This window comes from Halalkalibacter flavus (genome assembly GCF_036663575.1).
GTDB classification, from domain to species: domain Bacteria; phylum Bacillota; class Bacilli; order Bacillales; family Bacillaceae_D; genus Halalkalibacter; species Halalkalibacter flavus.
Window position 1 is genome coordinate 24,446 of the sequence record NZ_JAWRVK010000021.1, and the last position, 21,695, is coordinate 46,140.

A 21,695-nucleotide genomic window follows, 5' to 3' on the forward strand; every position below is an offset into this window, starting at 1 on the left:
TGACTTTATAACCTTTTTAGGGAGGGATCGAAGTTGGCTCCACTTTATAAAAATGAAGTGAGGTTAAATAAGCCTCAAGACGTTAGAAGAATGTTATCTAGGGTCATTAATCACTTATTAACAACAGGAGAAATGACAAATGAAAAAGCAAAGGCAATAAATGCTTTATCCAATACAACACTGAAAAGTATGGAGATGGGAGAACTACAGGAAGAATTGGAACAACTCAAGGAAGTGGTACAAAAACTAGAGGGAGGGGTAAATAAGTGAGTGTTAAAGCTAGTTTAAACGCTATGAAAAAATGAACGACAAGGTGTATCCGAGATTAAGTGCTGATGAACGATTTAAAATGGTTATTAAGACATTTGTTAATGGTGATGAGGGGCAGCGTGAGAAACTTGTTAAGTCATGCCCGAAGGCTACGTACTCCAATTCAGAACACGCTTACACAGAAAGAATTGAGGCTTCTAGGGATATAGTTACAGTCTTTATAATTCAACTTTTAGAATACGACAAATTAATATCCATTATAAAAATCCTTAATGGATTCAATATTAAAGAACAAGAGTATAAAACTGAAATGAAACTATTTACTGAGGTCAATGCTTTTCTATTAGCATTTGAGAAGTTTTGTAGGGAATACGCGGGGATTGATTCAAAGGACATGATTCAGGCTTGGTACGGTTATGATGAAAGGTTTATTAAAAAAATTGAGAATATCAAGCAATTCTTAGATTTATATCAAATTGCTCCCGATATTGAATTAAAGGATATTTGGTTAAAAAATGTCTTTTTAAATGAATGGAACCATCGAGTTAAGCCTATTAATCTTTAAAATTATTCAAACTAGTAACCTTTAATGCCTCTGGATTTGCATTAGCGATTAAATATCAAAACACAAAAAAGCAACATCGGTTAAATTTTTCCGGTGTTGCTTATAAAAGCCTCTAAACTCTAGTAATAGGCAAAGATTAAATTTTTCTTGTCAAGTTATATATCGATTCTTCACCAAATGACAAATTGGACTATTAAAATAAAAAAAAAGAACATGAGGTGACTTTGTTGGTGGGAAAACTAATTGATTTAACCGGACAGACGTTTGGAAAGTGGACTGTATTAAAACGGGTAGATAACCGAAAAAATCATCCTTATTGGATGTGTCTTTGTGAATGTGGGACGATAAGGGAAGTCAAAGGTTCGGCCTTACGGGATGCCGTTTCCACCAGCTGCGGTTGTGCTGTGATTTATAATGACCTTACGGGTCGATCCTTTTATTATTGGACAGTTATTCAACACAAGAAAACGTGTAAACAAAGTAACCTATTGGATGTGCCTTTGTCGATGTGGCAACGAACGAGAAATCACTTCTAGAGCATTACGAATGGGGACATCGAAAAGCTGTGGTTGCGACAAACATGCTTTGATATGATGGAAATTATGAAGTTAATTGACGTATAATAGACGTATCCCAAGTGGAACGGCTTTTTGTTTCGATAATAAGGATATTAAAGTGAAGGAGCTCATATAATTACAACTAATTATGATAATTTAATTGGTACTGTTTGTTGGAAAAGAGGAAAATATTTTAGTGTAATAAGTAGATTGAATCTTACCATAAGTGAAAAGTCCTTTTTGTATTTCCTTAATGGCAATCTAAGATAGATATTATTAACTCTATTATCTAGAGAGAGTAGGATAGACATAGAGGATAACACCTCTAATTGTAAATAATTAAGCATGGAGGAGATTGGTCTTGAAACATCTTATTACTGAAATAAAAAGTAATTTAGAAAACAAAAATTATATATCAGCTTTAGCATTAACGCTAACATTACCAGATATATGTGCAAAAATCACATACCCTAATTTGAAGGGTTCTGGTAGAAGGTACAGATGTTGGTATAACGAATTCATCTACAAATATGACAAGCCTAAAGTTGGACTGGACAATTTAGGATCACTATCTATTAGTGGGGAGATAGTATATGCATTACGTAATTTATTACTTCATGAGGGATCCCTTGATGCGACAGAAGCTGTACGGAAACAACTAGGTATAAAAAATTCTCAAAATCTTAAATTTGTATTAACAGATAGTATTACTAGATATAGTAAGGCGTGGTTTGACGGAGACAAAAGCAAGGACCCCGATATTTCAATAAGAATAAGTGTAGTGGATTTTTGCAATAATATATGTGCCGTTGCAGAGAATGTTTACTATGAGAACTACCAAGATCAAGACATATATAATGAGATAGTATTATTTGAATTTAATAATTAGCACTATGAGATAATAAAGAAGTATTTCCACTTAGAACTTAAAAGAAGTAATGAAGAAAGCCATTTCGGGAAGCTTAGATTTTTATTGACTGTTATGCAATTACTGTTAATAAATCTCACAAATAAAATAAGGACCCCATAAAGGTCCAAATTCACTTATGTTCTTTTAGTTATCTAGGGGCTAGATCTTACAGGAGATACATTACAAATTTCCACCTATCCTTTTAACCGGATTCATATTTTGATCAAAGCAATTTTTAGCAGTACCTGGGAACACTTTAATTAATTCTTCTATTACTACTTTATAATCCTTAAAGATTTCCATCCAAATTGAGAAGTGCCCATGCCCCATTGCACAAAGAGCAATTTGGCTTGCCATATTAGGTGTTGGTTCCGCAGTCCAATTGTTCAATGATGCCAAAGCAACATCCCACGCTTGCAAACGAGATCCCCATCTAGTATCTTTGTCAGTTGGTGGTGTTTCTGAACCTGGCTCTCTATTTAATCCACATAGTTTAATAGTATTATCGGCAATTATGCTTTCACTAACTTTTAGAGACGTGGAAGCCTGTATCGGTATCCCCTTTTGATACGAAAATCCTCTAAATGTATTATCAGTATCAGGCCAGTAGTAGTTAATTCTTCCAGTGTTGTTATCCTTTTTTACTACGTTGCAATACTTACAGGAAATCAAAAAATTATCCCAATCCAGTGGGGGTCCGTTATGAGCAACTGGTATTACGTGTTCAACTTCAGGCATATTTCTAAGATGCATTTCACAATAGGAACAATACCAGCCTATTACCTCACAAAGGTCATTTCTAGCATCTTGATATATTTTATAGGTCTTTTTTGACTTTCCTTTTTCAATTGGTCTCATTATTCTTTCTCCCGCCTATTTCCTTCTACACGTAATCTATTTTGATTAAGGAATGCATAATAAGCTACATTATCTATGTATGGCTTGCTTAATTCATCAAGTTTCTGCTTATACTCGTTAAGTTGTTCTTGTGAGGAATGTTCCATTTCTTTTAGTAATTTAAAGTAACTTTCTGCTGCTAAATACATTTTATTCTTTCTCTCGCTCCATTGAGGTAAATTTATCCCTAGTATATTTTCAGTAATATCTTCAATGCTTTTATCTACATAGTCCGGTACAGCAACAAAAAAGCGATTATTGGTTATTTCACCGTATTGTATTATATTATTGTTGTTTTTGTTTAACTTCTCATTAAGAATACGAAGTTCACCGGATTGTATTGACTGTATTATAAATGGTGAATTAGTTGTTACAATAAACTGTATATTCGGAAACGTACTCCTTAAGAATTCAATTATTTTACGTTGATATTTAGGGTGTAAATGCAAATCTATTTCATCAATTAAAACTACTCCTGTTACTTCACTAAAAGACTTTTCTTGGAGTTGAGGATTTAAAACAGAGATTCGGAAAGCTATATCCGCTAATATTCCAATAATTCTTTTATAACCTTCACTAAGCATTCTAAAGGGTAATATCCTACCATCTCCTAACGTTACCAAAACCTCGTCATTTTCATCACAATAATCAATTTCAAAACCTTGAGTAACTTCTTCTACTTCCTCCATAAATACACCTTGAAAGCAGGTTTTTAATATTTCTTCAAGTTTAAATAGTTCACTAGGTTTTTCACCAGTTTTTTGTGTAATGACTTTCAAATCCCATAACCAGTTAGTAAAGAACTTTGAATTTAAAATAGGGGATAAGCAATTAACATAACCAATAGATCTGACATTAGGTACATCATTTGTTGAAAAAGAGGTAGTTCTTCGGGATCCATAGTAAGCAATTAAAGGAAGCAGTGTCGCCTCATTTTCTTCTACTTTTCTTTGTAATTGATTAGCATATTCAATAATATTGGAAGCTTCTTTGCGTGTAGTTCGACTATCTTTATCAAGTAATGTTCTACTCCAAGTGACATCTTCTTCAGAATTAAACGACCCTGTACAAGAAACAGTTACTGGGTACTGCTGATCTAACATTCTGTTCGGATTACCTAACACTTTTTGTATCCGCACATCATCAGATCGAATATTTCGCGAATTTACACCATCAAACCCCAAGAAAAGCGAACCTAGTCCAACTGCTATTCCGTCAAGTAGAGATGTTTTTCCTGTACTACATTCACCAGTTATGACAGTAAGTTGCTCAGAGAAATTAACATTTAGATTATTAAAACATCGGAAATTTTCGAGGTACATGCTTTTTATTTTCATAATGAGTAATATTACCTCCCTTTCTTAAAAGTTTTAAGTAAATAAATTAAGGACAGAATTGATGTTATTTTTATTAAATGCTAATCTGATGTCCTTAATAAAAACGTACTGGTAGATAGATATTATCATAAAATTGGTTAAATTTAACTACCTAATTAGGTGGAGGTATCTTTATCAATCTCAATTCTTATAAGCAATATAGATACGTATTTTTTTGGGGACCACGAAGAAGATTGTTATATAAAGATGAGTGAACTAAAGTTAGATAATATATACTATATAGCAGTATCTTAATGCTATTTAAATACAAAAAGGTGTGGTTCTAAAAAAAATCACCTTTATTTTTGTTACAAAACAGGATTGTGAAGGATTGTACTTAAACTAACGAGGCAATATGAACCTACTGCGTAGTACAACGAAAATACGCATTAATTAACTGGGATTTTTATTTACCTGTATAGTGCTATTCTTGAAGAAAAAGTAAAAGAAAAGTGGATCCTATCGCAGACGAGATCGACTTTATTGGGTTAAAGTTATTTAATTGCAATACCATGTTATATATTCTCCAAAAGTAGTTGACCTTTCGAATATTTAAATTATTCTATAATTATAACAATGTCGAAAGGGGTGGCGAAATGTCGCTTTATGATAAACTGCCTGTTGATATGCTAGTCGCATTCTATGAAGAAATACTCAAGAATATCGAAAAGGGAATCCTAACTGATCGAATGTATTCTGAACTCGAACTGATCTGCAATGCAGCTGAACGTAAGAATGTAACGATAATCCACAAAAAATCGTTATCTTATCCTCATCCGCACAAAACTTTACCCGTGTGATCCACTTTAGAAGCTTCCAATACCCTTCAATTTCTAATGCTTGTTAAAAAGTGCTACTTATATATAACCCTATAGTCTCTCTACTTGTTTGAGACAATCAATAAATAAGTACTCTATATCATCGTCAACCCTCGGTTTTATCTTCTTGGTTTGAACATCGACTAGATCTACAACACCTATCATTTCTCGATAATATCCTTCTTTCCAGTAGGTAATCTTTACTTCTAATTTATATTTCAACGAATCCATAATCACTATGCTGATCTCTTCCAATTCTTGTTCATCTAACTCGTGTTTTGGTAGCTTTTTCTGTTCTTCTTTCCGGTGCCGTAATGCTTCTACATGCTCTGGTAACATCATACGTGAGCTTTCGCACATCATATTAGACCCTTTTGTCGCCTTATTCATAAAAACACCCCATCTTTTGATTATAACTCATTATGTGCGAATGTTTGTTCTGTTATCAACTTGTAATAAGAATGTGCGTCTGGGTATAATTGATTAAGAAAAGTGTTAATGATCAAGTGTTTAACAGGCTTTGAAACGTTGCCTATTGGAACGATGATAACTGCTGATACAGTAGCACATTTATCTGGGCAAAACAGGGTAAAGGCGATTCATCCCCTTAAGGTAAATGACCGAATAAAGGCTGTCGTAATTTTATGTACAATAGGTGGAGAAAACTACCCTAATGAGTGGTTAGATGATAAAATGAACCTTCTAAAATACTACTTAGAAGGAAGAACAGACAAAGTAACAGGTCTAAAGAAATATAACGAAAATATCGTTACTATTAAAGCAATAATTGAATCCGGTATAGGAGCCTATCCTATTTATGTTTTTACGAGAAATAAGAAAGGTATTCCGTTTAAATTTGAAGGTGAGTTTCTCTATAATGGAATTTCAACGGATGAAAATGGAATCGATAAATATTTTGAGTTGAGAAGAGACGTAAGTGTAACCACATCAGAAATTGAAAAAGAGGAATATTATTTTGAAACTACAAAAGAAGGTCGAAGGGTGTTAAGACAACATTTTGCACGTGAACGTGATTCCAGGATCATTCAAGCTGCAAAAGATCGATATATGAATAAAAACGGAACTCTTAAGTGTGAAGCTTGTGATTTTGACTTTTATAAAACTTACGGTGAAAGAGGCCAGGGTTATATCGAAGGTCACCACAATATACCTGTCTCTGAGTTGGAAGAGGATGGAGGAGAAACTAGTATAGATGACATTGCTTTAGTATGTAGTAATTGTCACAAAATGATTCATCGTTATAGACCTTGGCTAAGTGTCGGTGATTTGAAGGCAATTATCAAACGTTAATATGGTAACAATTTAAATCTGAAAGAAAGGAGGGGAATGTATTGAAATGGATTAAAGAAAAAAGATCAGAATTACAGAGTATAGTTAATAAAATCAATGGGTGCGTAACGACTAATAACGAAACTGGATTTACGTTTAAGGCGATAGATGGGGTAATATGGGCTAACACTAAAAGGGGTAAAAAATGGGGGCAAGCCTTTGAAGAAGATCAAAGGTTTTATGTAGCTATCGACTTTCCAGTAGGAAGTTTTGAGCTGAAAGAATTAAGTGAACGAATTTGATTAAAGGAAAGAACAGAGGGGGAACCTGTGTCCGGTATTCGTTTAAGAAGAGATCATCCTTTTGATTCAGTCAGGATAGCAATTTATGAGGATAGGTCCAATACATATAGCTTTAACAATGAAATTTTCATAGATTTAGTAAAAGAGATTGCTACTAAAGTAAAAAGGTAGCTAAAAAAACAATAATCTAAAAAGCGTCTTATAGGGGACGTTAACCGCTTGTCCCATTACTTGCACTTGAAAACTTAATAATTTAAAAGTGCAAATGTAAGGAAGGAATAAGTAAAATGAAATTACCTAAAAAATATCATGAAATTCATAATTATTGTTTGATACTTCATGATCATCTGGTTCTAACAGTTGATGAGATAGAAAAAAACGATCTACATAATGTTAAAATTAATTTTAAGGATGAGAAGGAATGGGAAGAGTTTAATCAAAGTGAAGATACAATTGAGGCTATGAAAGATTTTGGTTATGTAGAAGAATACAAGACACTTGCTTTAAGGCAGTTAACAATTGCAACTCTTGCAGAATTCCTTCATTTTATATATGAGGCTTTAAAAACATCCGAAAAAGGTAAATTATCTGTAACTTATACATTACTAAGAAAACCGTTTAAAGAGATCTTGCTTTTATGGGAATGGATCATTGTAGACTCAGATTCTTTTTTTGAAGCTTATGAAAATGATTCAAAGAAATTTGATTTGACTCAATGGGAACTACGGCAAAAAATAAAGAAACAATTGGGAGATGTGGGCTTTGAATCGGATATGTTAGAGTTAGATTTAATTTGCGTTTTGTTAAAGACTCGTTATATGGTTTTGAAAGCTTATGGAATAAATCGGTTCATTTGGTTACAACGCAAAAGCACTATAAGACTGAACCATTAAGTTTAAATTTTGTTTTTTCTGGTGAAGAGGAAAAAAACTCACAGTGGGAGCAGATTTACCGATGTTTACCCACTTTGATGTTGTACTCTCTATATATTTTTAACATCTTATCAGAACTAGTATTTGATGAAAAGATAGCGGCTGTAGAGGAAACATTGCAATTTATTTCTAATAACAAAGCTCCTATAATAGAGGATTGGGCAGAGAAGGATGGAATTTAAAGACTTCCTAATGCAGGAATATAAACTCGGCGAAAAATCTGCTCGTGATTATGTAACCCGTTTTAACGGGATAGTAGATAGAGGAATTTATAAAGGAGAATCTAAAGTAACCCCTAGTATGGAAGCTGCCATTGAAAAAGAATTTGAAAAATCAAGAGGTCATTATATCCTAACTCTAAAACGATACATTGAGTTTCGGGAGAAAAATCTATCTATGGAAGATTAACAAACAGAAGGGATAGCATTCCTAATAATTACACGTATTTTTAGATCTAAGGGGGGGTTATTTTAGTTAAGTAAACCAGAAAAAATAGAAGCTGTTGGCGCCGTCCTAACGGGTGCCAGAGCTTATTAAGCGAAACAAGACAGGACCGAGTCTGGTCCTGTTTTTAGTGTTTTTTATGCTTATTAGATTTGTCTTTGTTCTTTCACTTTGGCATATATGGTCGAACTTGGAACACCGATCATTTTAACAATGTCATTAACACTCAACCCGTTCGACACTCTTTCGGCATATAACTTCAAAGCCTTTGTAACGTCCTTTTCAGCCTTTCCAACCCGTCCCATATGTTTACCTTGTGCCTTGGCTCTTTCGCGCCCTTCAGCTGTTCTCTCGGCAATTAGATCACGTTCAAATTCAGCTATTGCTCCAAGCATGGTAAACATGAGCTTGCCGGGTGGTGTGGTAAAATCTATCTGCTCTTTCAAGAAGACTAAACCTATCCCTCGTTCTTCTAGTCCTTTTGCAATCTTATGTAAATCAAAAGTACTTCTAGCTAACCGATCCAGCTTGTACACTACGAGCTTGTCTCCATCTCTCAAGTAGTCCAAAGCTCTAGCTAGTTCCTCACGATCACTTTTTGCACCACTTTGTTTTTCCATGAAGATTTTCTCGCAGCCGTATTCTTTGAGCTTGTCCAGTTGTAACTCCAATTCCTGGTCTTTAGTTGACACCCTTGCATACCCGACAATAGCAATTTTGTTAGTCCTTTCTCTTGTTGTCTAAAAGTTACATGACTTCTGCACAGTTAATATTAGACTAACTTCTAGATGGTGCAAAGAGGTTTTTTTTGCTGAAATCAAGTTGCTTTTCCTTATGTCCAAAACTTATAACTTTTAGATAATCAGCGATTTAGTGCACTTCCAAATCCTTACATGTTAATATTACTTGTATGAGGCTTATGAGAAAAGAAGGGAATGAATTGTGAATGCATGGAAGAACGATACAGATTTTTTTACCATTTGGTTCTCCAAGAGGAATCAAAATTGCTGAAATCACGAACAGGACGGTTCAAGCTGTATACATTCCTAGGAACCAATTAGATGATGCTGGAAAACGAATAGAGGTTACAAATGTCGGGATTTATTTTCTTTTTGGTCAAGGTGAGAATGATGCAATGCCAAGCGTTTATATAGGCGAGGCTGAAAATTGTTATGAACGGCTTAAACAACATAACCGTGAAAAAGAGTTTTGGGATTCAGCAGTTGTGTTTGTAACTAATAATAACCAGAATCAGTTTACAAAAACAGATGTAAAGTTTTTAGAACGTTTATCATTTGAAAAAGTACAAAGCGTAAATCGATATAAATTGAATCAGTCCGTTCCGGCAAGCTCTTTCGTACCCGAATGGAGACAGGCTGATTTACATGATATTTTTGAAACGTTGAATATATTATTATCAACCCTCGGGTACCGACTTTTTGACGAAATAAGGAGTTCGAAAGCCTCAGATGATCCGAAGTTACAAAAAGAAAGGATTTTCTATTGTAAAGGGAAAGGGCTTGAAGCAATGGGCGAATATAGTGAAGAGGGATTTGTCGTATATAAAGGGTCGCAAATGTCTAAAAGTACATCAAATAGCATTCATAACTACTTAATAACAAATAGAGAAACTCTTATAAATGACGAAGTTGTAAAAGAGGAAAGTGAAGCGTACGTGTTTATAAAAGATCATCCGTTTAATTCACCTAGTCAAGCTGCAGGAATAGTTCTGGGTAGAAATGCAAATGGGTGGGTTGAATGGAAAAATACGGATGGCAATACCCTTGATCAAATTAAAAGAAAAGGTACTGAATGACTATAAAATAATAGTAGAACAAACAATTATATACCTAAGAAAGGTGAGTAGGTTTGCATATTAAATATTATGACAAAGAGCTGAAAGATTCTGACACAGGTTATTTGATACTTGATACAAAAGGGGATCCAGGTGAACATGGAGATATAGAGTTTATTTCGTATGATTGGTCACCGAGTAGATTCAATAAGATAAAAGTAGGAGACTTATTTCTTTACAGACGTCCACAAAGGGCGTCGGAAAGAGGTAAATTTTATTTTTTTGGTGCAGGCAAAATAGATACGATAGAACAAATAGGTGAGGACAGATTAAGAGCATTTATTGGGAAACCATTACCATTTGAAAAAAAGCTGTTACCGGGGGAGCTTGAAGATTACATTTGGCATTTTAAACAAAGAGGTTCAACTTGGGAACACTTTTTTAATGAATACGGGATGAATCAGATAGTAAAAGATGATTTCAAAGGGATGTTAAACTTGGCTTTCGAAACAGAAATTGTTGATTCACGCCATTTTGGCGATGAAATACAATTGATACACCAACAACAAAAGAAAAACTACTTCGTTGATGATCATATTTCAGAACAGAAAACTCGTATTGGTCACAAAGTATTCGCTGATAAGGTTAAACTTAATTATGGCTATAAGTGCGCGATTACCGGGCTCACTACGAAAGAATTTTTAGTAGCTTCGCATATCGTTCCATGGTCTGAAAGCAAGGAGCATAGGCTTGATCCTCAGAATGGTATTTGTCTCTCGGTTCTTTTAGATAAAGCGTTTGATAAAGGCTATATTGGTATTTCTAGTGATTATAGAATAAAATTAGCGCCAAAACTAAGTAAAGATAAAGTTTTATATGGATTATTAAAGCCTTATAGCCAAAAGAAATTAAAGTATCCGAAACTTTCTCCACCTAAGCAATCATTTTTAGAATGGCACTTGAAAGAAGTGTTTAACAAATAGAGCATTAAGGCAGCTTTAACATACTTAAGGGAACCTGAAAGGGGTTCCTAATTTCATATAATTAAAAGAAAAATCATAGTACTGCATGAAGGCAATTTGATATAGTTAAGATGAACTAACTTTACATATTTCGGAAAGAGGAAAAGGAGATTACATAAGGTTAAGCTCACACTACAACAACTGTGAATCCTACCTTAGGGAATCACGAACATACTAAGAGGATATCAATTGCTTCTGATAGTAAAATTACATATTTGGTTACTATTTTTAAAGTGTTTAAAGACGTGTTTGTCGAAACTGCTAAACGAATTTAAGAGGAAGAGGATGATGAATAAAGTTGGTATTATAGTGATGAACATCGATTCTTCATTTCAGAACGTGTAAGATGGAAGAATACACAAGCTCAAACACAAGCTTATTTGAACCAGATTTCCTGGACGAGATTATGTATAGCTTATTAAGCAGATAAGCAAAAATTAGACCAATTATAGAAAAAAGTGAGGAATGCACCATGGCTAATTTAAATTCAAAATTATTTAGTTCAGCAGACAACTTGCGAAGCAAGATGGATGCATCAGAATACAAAAACTACTTATTAGGCTTGATCTTCTACAAGTACTTATCCGACAAGCTAGTTGAAAAGGTCGTTGAAATCGCTGATGAATCGTTAGAAGAATACAACACACAAGGAAAGCAAACGCAATTGTATCGGGATCTTTTAGCAGATGATGAGATCAAAGGTGACTTGATCGAAACATTAGTAGATACATTAGGCTATGATATTGAACCAGAGTATTTGTTCAATGTATTAGCAGGGAAAGCGAAAGAAAACACTTTTCAGTTGAATGACTTGAATAAGGCTTTTATTGATTTGTCTACCAAGTATGAACAATTCAATGGGTTGTTTGACGATGTGGATTTGAAATCAAAAAAACTGGGATCAGATGATCAACAGCGTAACATTACGATCACAGATGTACTGAAGAAACTAAACGATGTCAATGTGATCGGATATGATGGCGATGTGATTGGGGATGCGTATGAGTTCTTAATTTCTCAATTTGCCTCTGAAGCTGGAAAGAAGGCTGGAGAATTCTATACACCTCATCAAGTATCAGTGATGATGGCTCGGATTGCTGCGGTTGGCAATGAAGATAAAAAATTATTTAGTGTATATGACCCAACAATGGGATCAGGTTCTTTAATGTTGAATATACGAAACTACCTTAACTACCCAGATAGTGTAAAGTACCATGGTCAAGAACTGAATACAACGACCTTTAATCTAGCGAAGATGAACTTGATCTTGCATGGTGTAGAAAAAGAAGATATGCGATTACGTAATGGAGATACATTGAACAAAGATTGGCCGACAGACGAGCCTTATACCTTTGATTCGGTCCTTATGAATCCACCTTACTCTGCCAAATGGTCGGCAGATGCGACGTTCTTAGATGATTCTCGCTTCAATCGATACGGGAAGTTAGCACCGAAATCAAAAGCAGACTTCGCCTTTCTTTTACACGGGTTCTACCATTTAAAAGATTCTGGAACAATGGCCATTGTTTTGCCACATGGGGTGCTGTTCCGTGGAGCTGCAGAAGGTGTGATCCGTAAAAAGTTATTAGAAGATGGTAGTGTTGACGCGGTCATTGGCATGCCAGGAAACTTATTCTTCGGCACATCGATTCCAACAACCGTCATCATCTTGAAGAAGAACCGTGGCACTCGTGATGTGTTATTTATTGATGCGAGTAAGGAATTTATCAAAGGAAAGAACCAAAATAAACTTTCATCAGAAAATATTGATAAGATTGTTGAAACGTATAAGAAGCGAGAAGATGTTGAGAAGTATGCCCACGTTGCTTCGTTTGAGGAGATTAAGGAGAATGATTTCAATTTAAATATCCCGAGATACGTGGATACGTTTGAGGAAGAGGAGCCTGTTGATATGGCACAGGTTGGCTCAATGATCAGTGACATTCGGAAAGAAAAAGCAGAACTAGAATCTCGTCTTTATGAGATGGTTTCGTCGCTACAATATGACGAAGAGAATGCCGAATGGATGAAGGGTGCATTAGAGGTGTTTAATCGTGGGAAATAAGAATATACCTGAGGTTCGATTTGGCGGATTTAGTGGGGAGTGGGAAGAGCGGAAGTTGGGGGAAATATCAGAAAAGGTAACTGAGAAAAATAAAAATAATATCTATTCTGAAACTTTTACGAATTCGGCAGAGTTTGGAATCATAACTCAACGTGAATTTTTTGATAAGGATATATCAAACGAAAAAAATTTAGATGGTTATTATGTCGTTCGTCCAGATGATTTTGTTTACAATCCGAGGATTTCTAATTTCGCCCCAGTAGGTCCAATTAAGCGTAATAAGTTAGGGAGAACTGGCGTAATGTCGCCTCTTTATTATGTTTTCCGCACACATAACGTTGATAAGTCATATTTAGATAAATACTTCTCTGGAAATAGTTGGCACAGATTCATGAAATTGATTGGAGATTCTGGTGCAAGGTCAGACAGGTTTGCTATCAAAGATTCGTTATTTCGTGAAATGCCTATTCCTACTCCTTCGATTGAGGAACAAATCCAAATCGGCAACTTCTTCAAACAACTAGACGACACGATCGCTCTTCATCAGCAAGAACTAACCACCCTCAAACAAACAAAACAGGGATTCTTGCAAAAAATGTTTCCAAAAGAAGGGGAGTCTGTGCCAGAATTACGGTTTCCGGGGTTTAGTAGGGAGTGGGAGCAGCGTAAGTTGGGGGAAGTTGCTACATTTATAAACGGTAGAGCATATAAACAACATGAGTTATTAAATTCTGGGAAATATAAAGTGTTACGAGTTGGTAATTTTTATACAAATGATTCTTGGTATTATACTGATTTAGAGCTCGGTGAAAAGTATTATGCAGAAAAAGGAGACTTACTTTACACATGGTCTGCCACGTTTGGCCCACATATCTGGTATGGAGATAAGGTTATTTATCATTACCATATTTGGAAAATAGACTTATCAGATAATCTTGATAAACAATTTACGATTCAGCTATTAGAGTATGATAAAGCAAAAATATTAAGTGATAAAAATGGTTCAACAATGGTTCATATTACCAAAAAAGGGATGGAAGACAAAAAAGTTTTGTTACCATCCATCGAAGAACAAATCCAAATCGGCAACTTTTTTAAGCAACTAGACGGCACGATCGCACTTTATCAACGTGAACTAGAAGCCCTGCAAGAAACAAGAAAAGCATTCCTACAAAAGATGTTCGTCTAAGTAAGGAGAGGAGGGAGAATCATGACAAAGATACTGCATAACGATGAAGCTGAAGTGGAACGTCGCTTGATTGAAGTGCTTGGGGAAGGACAGAATCAGTGGAATTATCGCCCCGATTTAAAGTCAGAAGAAGATCTATGGGAGAACTTGCGTCAAAAGATTACGCAAAATAACTTATCAGAAATTGGCGATCATCCACTGACGGATAAAGAATTTGACACGATCAAAACAGAATTACTCCTCAAAACACAGACCCCCTTTGCTGCCGCGAAATGGCTCAAGGGGGAGAATGGAATCTCTCGGATTACGATCGAACGTGAAGATGTGTCTCTAGGGTCGATGTCGCTTGTGTTGTATTCGAATCAAGACATTGGTGGTGGGATCTCGACGTACGAAGTGGTTCACCAGATTGCGAAGAAAAAGACAAATGTGGATGAGCGTGATCGTCGGTTTGACGTGACGCTCTTAATCAATGGCTTACCAATTGTTCAGATTGAATTGAAACAGGTGACAAGCAAGGATGGTGTATGGCAAGCCTTTAATCAAATCAAGAAATACGCAGAAGAAGGAATGTTTCGAACGAATATCTTCTCTACGCTGCAGTTATTCGTCATTTCCAACGAACAGACCACTCGCTACTTTGCCAATGCGATGCCGAAAGACATGCACAAGAAATTCGTCTTTAGCTGGCGTACGAAAGACAATCAAAAAGTAGAAAATCTCTATGAGTTTGTGAAACAAGTGTTAAATATACCAGATGCACACCGTCTGATAGCTGATTATACGATCGTGAGTGAAGATCACGACAACAAAGCCTTAATGGTATTACACCCGTACCAAATCCATGCGATTCAAGCCTTGTTCACAGCTGCGATGAAACACGAATCCGGTTATGTCTGGCATGCCACTGGTTCAGGGAAGACGTTAACAAGTTTTGTTTCAACGAAGTTATTAGCCCGCAAGCCAGGGGTAGACCGGACAATCATGCTCATTGACCGAAAAGACTTGGACAACCAAACAACCACTGAATTCACCAAATTTGCATCTGAATTTAACACTGGAATGTCGTCTGGTGGCGCCAAGTCAAATAGTTTGATTGTCGGAACAGGAAGTGCGAAGGAGTTAAGTCAAACGCTCCTCTCCGATGCCAATTCGAATACAGTGATTATCACCACTCGTCAGAAGTTAGATGCTGCCTTACGCTATGCAGAGAGACAAGAAGAACAAAAAGGTACGCAGCGCTTTAAGAAACTAGTAGGACAACATATTGTCTTTATCGTGGACGAGTGCCACCGGGCGTTAAGTGCAGAAGGGATGCAAGCGATTAAGGGATTCTTCCCGAATTCGACTTGGTTTGGCTTTACCGGTACGCCAATCTTTGATGAAAATAAGAAGCAAGCAAAAGGACGATTAGCTCGTACTACTCGTGATCAATATGGCGAAGTCTTGCACACGTACACCATTAAGAATGCGTTAGAAGACAGAGCTGTTTTAGGATTTCAAGTAGAGCATGAAGATACGATTGAACCTACATCATTGAATAACTATATTTTTGCCGAGCTACGTCAAAAAGAAAAATACGCTCATTTAAGTGATGATGAAAAGAACAGTATGATCGATCAAATGGAAGGGATGGAGAAGGAGGCCTATCTCGATCCAGCTATTTTTGAGAGTGATGATCATATCCAAAAAGTCCTTCGCAAGATATTCAAGCCAGATAATTCGTATATCAAATTTGATTTCAAAAATGGTCGTCCACAAAAGTCTGCCATTTTAACAACGAGTTCCATTGCAATGGCGAAACGCTACTATCACGCTATCAAGGAAATGACGAAAGATCCAGATTGGTTAACAACAGAATTTGCCGAACATCCCATTCGGACGGGGCGTACGATTGAAGATCCAGACTTCCCACGGATCGCCATCACGTATTCATTAGAAGAAAATGAAGAAGACTCGAAACGAAATCAAGATGAAATGAAAGACATCATCAAGAGCTATAATGAGTATTACGACACAGCATGGTCGATAGAAGATCTTGAGCGATATAATGGCGATATTAACAATCGTCTAGCTCGTAAGAAAGCAGAGTTCAAAGAATTTGGGAAGCAGATTGATCTCGTCATTGTTGTCGATCGCCTACTTACTGGATTTGATGCACCGACGATTCAGACGTTATTTGTCGATCGAAACTTAAGTTATGCTAATTTGATCCAAGCTTTTTCTAGGACGAATCGAACGTATCCAGATAAGAATAAGGGATTAATTGTCACATTCCGCAAGCCTTGGTCAATGGAACAAAACGTAAAGGATGCGACGAAGTTATATTCACAAGCACAAGAAGAAACCGAGCTCATCTATCCAACATATACGGAATCGAAGAAGCGTTTCAAAAAGGCTCACAAAGTACTCCATACCGTCGTACCCAACCCAACAGATATCGATGAGCATTCTCCGCTTGAATCTCGGGTTGAATTTGTTAAAGCATTCCAAGAGTTGAATAATGCCTACGAGGCCTTGGTGACCTATGATGACTACAACGATGATATGGAGACATCCAAAGCACTTCAAGAGCAGGTGAAGACCTTAGAGGCTTATGTTGGCGTGTACAATACGGTGAAGGGGTCGCTCGTTGATATAGGAGGCGGTGATGGAAACGATGATGAACCGGAGCCAGACTTCTCAGACATTGAATTCTACGGTGGGAATGCGATTCAGGTCTATGATATCGACTCAACCTATATTAATAGACTTTTAGAAACCTACTCTGCCAACAACCAAGGGATCCGTGATGAGATCGAGAAAGCACTTAAAAAGCTAAAGAAATCAGAAAGTGTGAAAGACGTATACCGTGCGATTCTAAATGGAATTGACAATGGAGATATCGATTCTGAGGAAGATATCTTTGTTGTGAAACGTCACTTCTTCACAAAGTCGCGTGATCAAGCGATTGAAGAATTTGCGAATACGTGGCTCGTCGATGGTGGAGAGCTGCATTTATCCGCGATTCAGTATGTCATAGGAACAGATCCGATTCCGAATATTGGAGGTATTCTTAACAGCAAGAAATTTGATATGTATAAAGCCGTACATCCAGATGCAAAGCCGTTAAAATATGGACCAGAAATGAAACGTCAGTGGAGAAAGACATTGGATGACGTTATTGTACCTTTGAGTGAAGAATTAAGATAAAGTCGTTTTGTAGTATAAAATTAAACAAAAGAAGCAAGGGGCAGTTCAGTTCTCTCGCTTCTTTTGTTTATTTAAAATAAGAGAGAACAAGTAAAAATTAAACCTTTGTATTTCATGATTTTATCAAATGATTTGTAATAGTATGACTATCATAAACACCTGTAGTACAATAGAAATAAGTACCAATTAAATAGATAATTTTTAATCTAATAATACATATTGTTGACTTTAATCAAAATAGTTAAGTCTCGTTACCACTATCTGTGTACATGCACAATTTAATTTATTATAGCAAGTTACTTTTTAAAATCTATAACCGTAAGGTCAAGCTAACATGTGTAGTTTTGGATGAAGTTAATAGACCATTGGACGATGAACGGGAGAATGTTATATGAACAAAGAAGGTCAAGAAAAGTTAGATAATAATAATTCAAAGAACATAGTTATTGTAGGGAACGGTTTTGATATGAGTCTTGGTCTCAAGAGTTCATATCAGAATTTTATTGAATATATTAAGTATAGGAATCGATTCTCAGAAGATAACGAATTATACAACTATAATCGACTTTTTTTAAGGAAATATGAGGGGTTTCATTTAAACTGGTCTGATTTTGAAAGTTTATACGAAGAAACTGTAAGAAAAATCAATAATCGATCTCATAAAAATGAAGAACCACAAGATATTTTTGATATATCGTCTATAAATGATTCTATTAAGAAATTAGAAGAAGATTTTCAGGAATATCTTTCATATGAATACCCAAAGTGGGTTCAACACAAGACAATTGAAATTGGAAGTTCTGGGTTTAAAAGATTTACAGAACCAATAAATCCTTTCTTTATTAAAATGATTGAAGATGAAAATACATTCTTTATTAATTTTAATTATACTAACACAGTTGAAGATTTATGTGAAAGTGTACTTTATGATAACAGTATGCCAGGATCCAGTTTAAAAGTGAAAAAAGCGAAAGACAGAGTTTTTCATATACATGGAAGTTTAGAAGAAGAAAATATTTTATTCGGAGGTGGATTTACTGACAGTGAGGATATTAATAAGATTCATTATTCTCAGTCTTTAATAAATGATAAATTGTTCAGAATTAAAGAAAATGAATTACTAAATTCAACAAGAAAAAAAATAATGTCTATTATTGATTTGGACAATACAGAAACGAATTATAGCTTATATATTATAGGACACTCTCTTAAAGGTAGTGACTTCCCATTCCTATCAAGAATAATAAAAAAAGCAAACAAGGTCTACATATTTTATTACGGAGATGATTATATACTTAAAATGGAAGAGATTTTAAGGGAGTTCGGTTCTTCGGTTGCTGAGAGAATTGTTCTAGTTCCTTTCTTAGAAATATTGCTGCATGATAAATTAATTGTTTCTAGCTATAAAGAATATCAGACTATAGGTTCCTTTTTGCCAAATAAATTTCCAAGAGAAGACATCTTATCTGATTTATCATTAACTATCGATCATTTTTCTTTTCAAAATATTAATGAATTGAGAATAAGCCCAAGTAATGTAGAAAAAGTGCTTCATATAGTAAGAAATTTGCAATTCAATCAAAATACTTTTAGAATCTCTCGGATTTATATAGAAGAAACTATAGAGTCAGCTGACTTCAATAAACTTAGTAATTCGGAAGAGTTTTTAAAATTACTAAAATGGGTTAGTAAGGTTATTTTTTCTAACACGGAAGTTAATACCAATTTCTTTAATCAAGTATTAGATAATGGTAGTAACCTGGTTTATATTAGAATGGAAAATTGTACATTACTGAACGATATAGATGATTCCTATACAGACATATCTGTATGTGAGTCATTGAGAAGATTAGAAATAATTGACTGCTTTTTTAGTTCTGCTCTGTCAAAATCTAAAAATATATTCTACATTAGATCAGATGCACCGAATAATATAGAAAACTTAACAATAATAGGGAATACAGACCTTGTAATTGACAAAGGTGTTTTAGAAAAATCGAAAAATTTAATAGAGCTTAATATCGCATTAACAACTAGAAATGTTTATCAAGAAGAGATCCACCTAAAGGATTTAGAAATGTTACAAATTGACCATACCTCTGGATTTGTTCCTAACATAACAGTAGGTAATAAAATCGAGGAAATAGTTGTAATAGGATATTCTGAAGAATCTATAAGGCTTTCATCAATTATGAAAAATAATGAAGGGTCAGTAGGTTTTCCTAAACTTAGACTTTTTCATTTAAAAAACCCAGATGCAATGACTTCATGTAATAATGTTATTGTTGATGTTATTTTAGATGTCTTTTCAAAAGATACTAAATTTATTGTCGATAAGGATATAAAATCTATTAATGAATATTACTTGGAGAATAGAGAGCCCTATAATGAGGGATTAATAGATAATAATATCTTATTAAGATTAAAAGACTTGTTCCAAGAAATATCAAATTTAACAGACCAATCAACTATTGAAGAAATTTTAGAAGACACGAGTGCTAAATTACAGAAAATAACTCAAACTAGCAAACAGATCGATATAGAACAAAAAGATGTAAATGATTTAAATCAAAATAATGAATATGATTCGGGGAGAAAATCAGTCACCAATAGTAATGATTCTACTTACTCAAAAATTGATAGTCTATTGTATGCTTACAAAATGGGCAGTAAAATTACACGTGATGAATTTTTGAATGCCTTACAGCAACAGAATAAACCTGAAAATGTAAGCGGAATTTATTGTGATATCTTTAATGAAATTGACAGAGAGATAATAAATTCTATAGCAGATGTGCGAGATCTAAAACATCAGTATTTTGCAAAAGCTCGTGACAAAATCATTAAGGATTTTTCCGAAGAATGGTTTGTTTCGATAGATGAACTCAACCTATCGGCTATTCAGTATGTTGAAAGTGTTAATGAAATACCGAATATTGGTAGGATTATTGATAGCAAGGATTATGAGAAATATAAAGCCAGACATCCGGAAATCAATCCGTTTAAGTACTCCCAAGCAATAAAACATTTCTGGCAGAAAGAGTTGGATGAAAAAGTAGTGTGGTTAAATGATGAAATGAAATGTGTTCCTGAAACTTCTTTAAATCATCTATCTGAATTACTAGATGATACACAAAATAAAAATCTGATTGATAATGCAAATCCAATAGACATTGATCAAGAGGGTTTAGTGAAACAATAAAGAGTGTGAAAAATATTCTCAAGAAATTGTAGATAATCCTTTTCATTGACTTTAGAAGCAAATCCTAGATTCAAATGGAACCGAAAGAAGTTAAATATGATAAAGCAACTTATGGAAAATAGAAACTCTAAATAAGATTTTAGAAGATAAAAGTCAGAAGTATTCTAAAGAAATTGAGGGGTGTGTTAACGTCAATATATACTCATCATAATGGATTAAGGATTTCTATTACTTCCAATGGTGAAATAAAAGGGGCAATGTATAAGGGGAAAAAATAATCATCATCAATTTAGGTACCAAGTTTTAATAAAAACTCTTTTAAGAAAGAGGTTGTTAATGAATCTCTGGAAGAAGAGTCTTATGAAAAATAACCCTAACCAATTTGAGCAACCTAATTAATTAAATTTTTACATGGATATTTAGTAGTTTGATTAAGCAGGTTAAAAAAATTCACCTACTTAACCAATTTAAACATCCTAAGTCATTTTACACAAATTTTACACATCGTCAAGACCAAACCTTATAATATCAATACTTTTAGACCTATTTCGACCCCGACCACCGGTGTCAATATAATATCAAATTAGCAGAGTTACCCCGAAGTTATATTGTGGCGCTCTGCTATTTCTTATAGGTAAACACCTTAATTTGAATTTTTATTCTCTAAATTAGACCACATACTTAACTTTTCTGTTTCACTAGATTAATTCCCCTATAAACAGATCTCCCTAACCATTGCACTAAAACCGTTCTAGTATTCTCATATCCCATTGACTTAATACTTATCCTCGATATTCTGGAGAGGGCAAGCTGAAATTATAGTTATATTTTTTTATGAGTTCTTTCTTTTAATCATTTATACAAATCCT

Annotated in this window: 19 protein-coding genes; 15 read left to right on the plus strand and 4 right to left on the minus strand. The window is 34.7% G+C overall.

Going from position 1 to position 21,695, the window contains the following annotated elements; all coding sequences use genetic code 11:
* Positions 1-33: 33 nt before the first annotated feature.
* The 4 genes from SAY88_RS14600 (at position 34) to SAY88_RS14615 (ending at position 2,281) form a co-directional block, all read left to right on the plus strand.
* Positions 34-270 carry a hypothetical protein gene (locus tag SAY88_RS14600; protein ID WP_332632541.1) on the plus strand — a complete coding sequence of 79 codons (237 nt, stop codon included), beginning with the start codon at positions 34-36 and terminating at the stop codon, positions 268-270.
* Positions 271-301: 31 nt separating this feature from the next.
* Entirely contained in the window at positions 302-835 is a 534-nt protein-coding gene (locus SAY88_RS14605) for a hypothetical protein (protein WP_332632542.1), read from the plus strand.
* 230 nt (positions 836-1,065) lie between these two features.
* The gene (locus SAY88_RS14610) at positions 1,066-1,371 is read left to right on the plus strand and encodes a hypothetical protein (RefSeq protein ID WP_332632543.1); all 306 of its coding nucleotides are present in this window, start codon (positions 1,066-1,068) and stop codon (positions 1,369-1,371) included.
* A gap of 382 nt (positions 1,372-1,753) precedes the next feature.
* Positions 1,754-2,281 (plus strand): hypothetical protein, encoded by a 528-nt coding sequence (locus SAY88_RS14615; RefSeq protein WP_332632544.1) that lies wholly within the window; start codon positions 1,754-1,756, stop codon positions 2,279-2,281.
* Between the two features lie 201 nt (positions 2,282-2,482).
* Here SAY88_RS14615 and SAY88_RS14620 read toward each other — a convergent pair whose 3' ends face one another.
* From SAY88_RS14620 to SAY88_RS14630, 3 genes are all read right to left on the minus strand, one after another.
* Positions 2,483-3,160, minus strand: coding sequence for an HNH endonuclease (locus tag SAY88_RS14620; protein WP_332632545.1), 678 nt, complete (start codon positions 3,158-3,160; stop codon positions 2,483-2,485).
* Entirely contained in the window at positions 3,160-4,536 is a 1,377-nt protein-coding gene (locus SAY88_RS14625) for an AAA family ATPase (RefSeq protein WP_332632546.1), read from the minus strand. Before SAY88_RS14625 ends, SAY88_RS14620 begins: the two co-directional genes overlap by 1 nt.
* Positions 4,537-5,444: 908 nt before the next feature.
* Complete coding sequence (locus SAY88_RS14630) at positions 5,445-5,783, minus strand: YolD-like family protein (protein ID WP_332632547.1); 339 nt, start codon at positions 5,781-5,783, stop codon at positions 5,445-5,447.
* 108 nt (positions 5,784-5,891) lie between these two features.
* On the opposite strand from SAY88_RS14630, the gene SAY88_RS14635 reads away from it, so the two are divergent.
* The 5 genes from SAY88_RS14635 to SAY88_RS14655 all read left to right on the plus strand — a co-directional run bounded on the left by SAY88_RS14635 (position 5,892) and on the right by SAY88_RS14655 (position 8,325).
* Entirely contained in the window at positions 5,892-6,704 is an 813-nt protein-coding gene (locus SAY88_RS14635; protein ID WP_332632548.1) for an HNH endonuclease, read from the plus strand.
* A gap of 41 nt (positions 6,705-6,745) precedes the next feature.
* Entirely contained in the window at positions 6,746-6,985 is a 240-nt protein-coding gene (locus SAY88_RS14640; protein WP_332632549.1) for a hypothetical protein, read from the plus strand.
* Positions 6,986-7,012: 27 nt separating this feature from the next.
* Positions 7,013-7,156 carry a hypothetical protein gene (locus SAY88_RS14645; RefSeq protein ID WP_332632550.1) on the plus strand — a complete coding sequence of 48 codons (144 nt, stop codon included), beginning with the start codon at positions 7,013-7,015 and terminating at the stop codon, positions 7,154-7,156.
* Between the two features lie 116 nt (positions 7,157-7,272).
* A complete protein-coding gene (locus tag SAY88_RS14650) occupies positions 7,273-7,878 on the plus strand; it encodes a hypothetical protein (protein ID WP_332632551.1) in 606 nt (201 codons plus the stop codon).
* A gap of 210 nt (positions 7,879-8,088) precedes the next feature.
* Positions 8,089-8,325, plus strand: a complete 237-nt coding sequence (locus SAY88_RS14655; protein WP_332632552.1) for a hypothetical protein — start codon at positions 8,089-8,091, stop codon at positions 8,323-8,325.
* A gap of 182 nt (positions 8,326-8,507) precedes the next feature.
* On the opposite strand, the gene SAY88_RS14660 is transcribed toward SAY88_RS14655, so the two are convergent.
* Positions 8,508-9,077, minus strand: coding sequence for a recombinase family protein (locus SAY88_RS14660; RefSeq protein ID WP_332632598.1), 570 nt, complete (start codon positions 9,075-9,077; stop codon positions 8,508-8,510).
* Positions 9,078-9,307: 230 nt separating this feature from the next.
* Here SAY88_RS14660 and SAY88_RS14665 point away from each other — a divergent pair, with 230 nt between their 5' ends.
* The 6 genes from SAY88_RS14665 (at position 9,308) to SAY88_RS14690 (ending at position 20,826) form a co-directional block, all read left to right on the plus strand.
* Positions 9,308-10,177, plus strand: coding sequence for a GIY-YIG nuclease family protein (locus SAY88_RS14665; RefSeq protein ID WP_332632553.1), 870 nt, complete (start codon positions 9,308-9,310; stop codon positions 10,175-10,177).
* A gap of 53 nt (positions 10,178-10,230) precedes the next feature.
* Complete coding sequence (locus SAY88_RS14670; protein WP_332632554.1) at positions 10,231-11,139, plus strand: HNH endonuclease; 909 nt, start codon at positions 10,231-10,233, stop codon at positions 11,137-11,139.
* A gap of 511 nt (positions 11,140-11,650) precedes the next feature.
* Positions 11,651-13,243 (plus strand): type I restriction-modification system subunit M, encoded by a 1,593-nt coding sequence (locus tag SAY88_RS14675; protein WP_332632555.1) that lies wholly within the window; start codon positions 11,651-11,653, stop codon positions 13,241-13,243.
* Positions 13,233-14,432 carry a restriction endonuclease subunit S gene (locus tag SAY88_RS14680; RefSeq protein WP_332632556.1) on the plus strand — a complete coding sequence of 400 codons (1,200 nt, stop codon included), beginning with the start codon at positions 13,233-13,235 and terminating at the stop codon, positions 14,430-14,432. The genes SAY88_RS14675 and SAY88_RS14680 overlap by 11 nt, the downstream gene beginning before the upstream one ends.
* A 21-nt stretch (positions 14,433-14,453) precedes the next feature.
* Positions 14,454-17,624: a type I restriction endonuclease subunit R gene (locus tag SAY88_RS14685; protein WP_332632557.1), complete on the plus strand. Its 3,171-nt coding sequence runs from the start codon at positions 14,454-14,456 to the stop codon at positions 17,622-17,624.
* Positions 17,625-18,015: 391 nt separating this feature from the next.
* Positions 18,016-20,826 carry an AbiH family protein gene (locus tag SAY88_RS14690; RefSeq protein ID WP_332632558.1) on the plus strand — a complete coding sequence of 937 codons (2,811 nt, stop codon included), beginning with the start codon at positions 18,016-18,018 and terminating at the stop codon, positions 20,824-20,826.
* Positions 20,827-21,695: the final 869 nt, after the last annotated feature.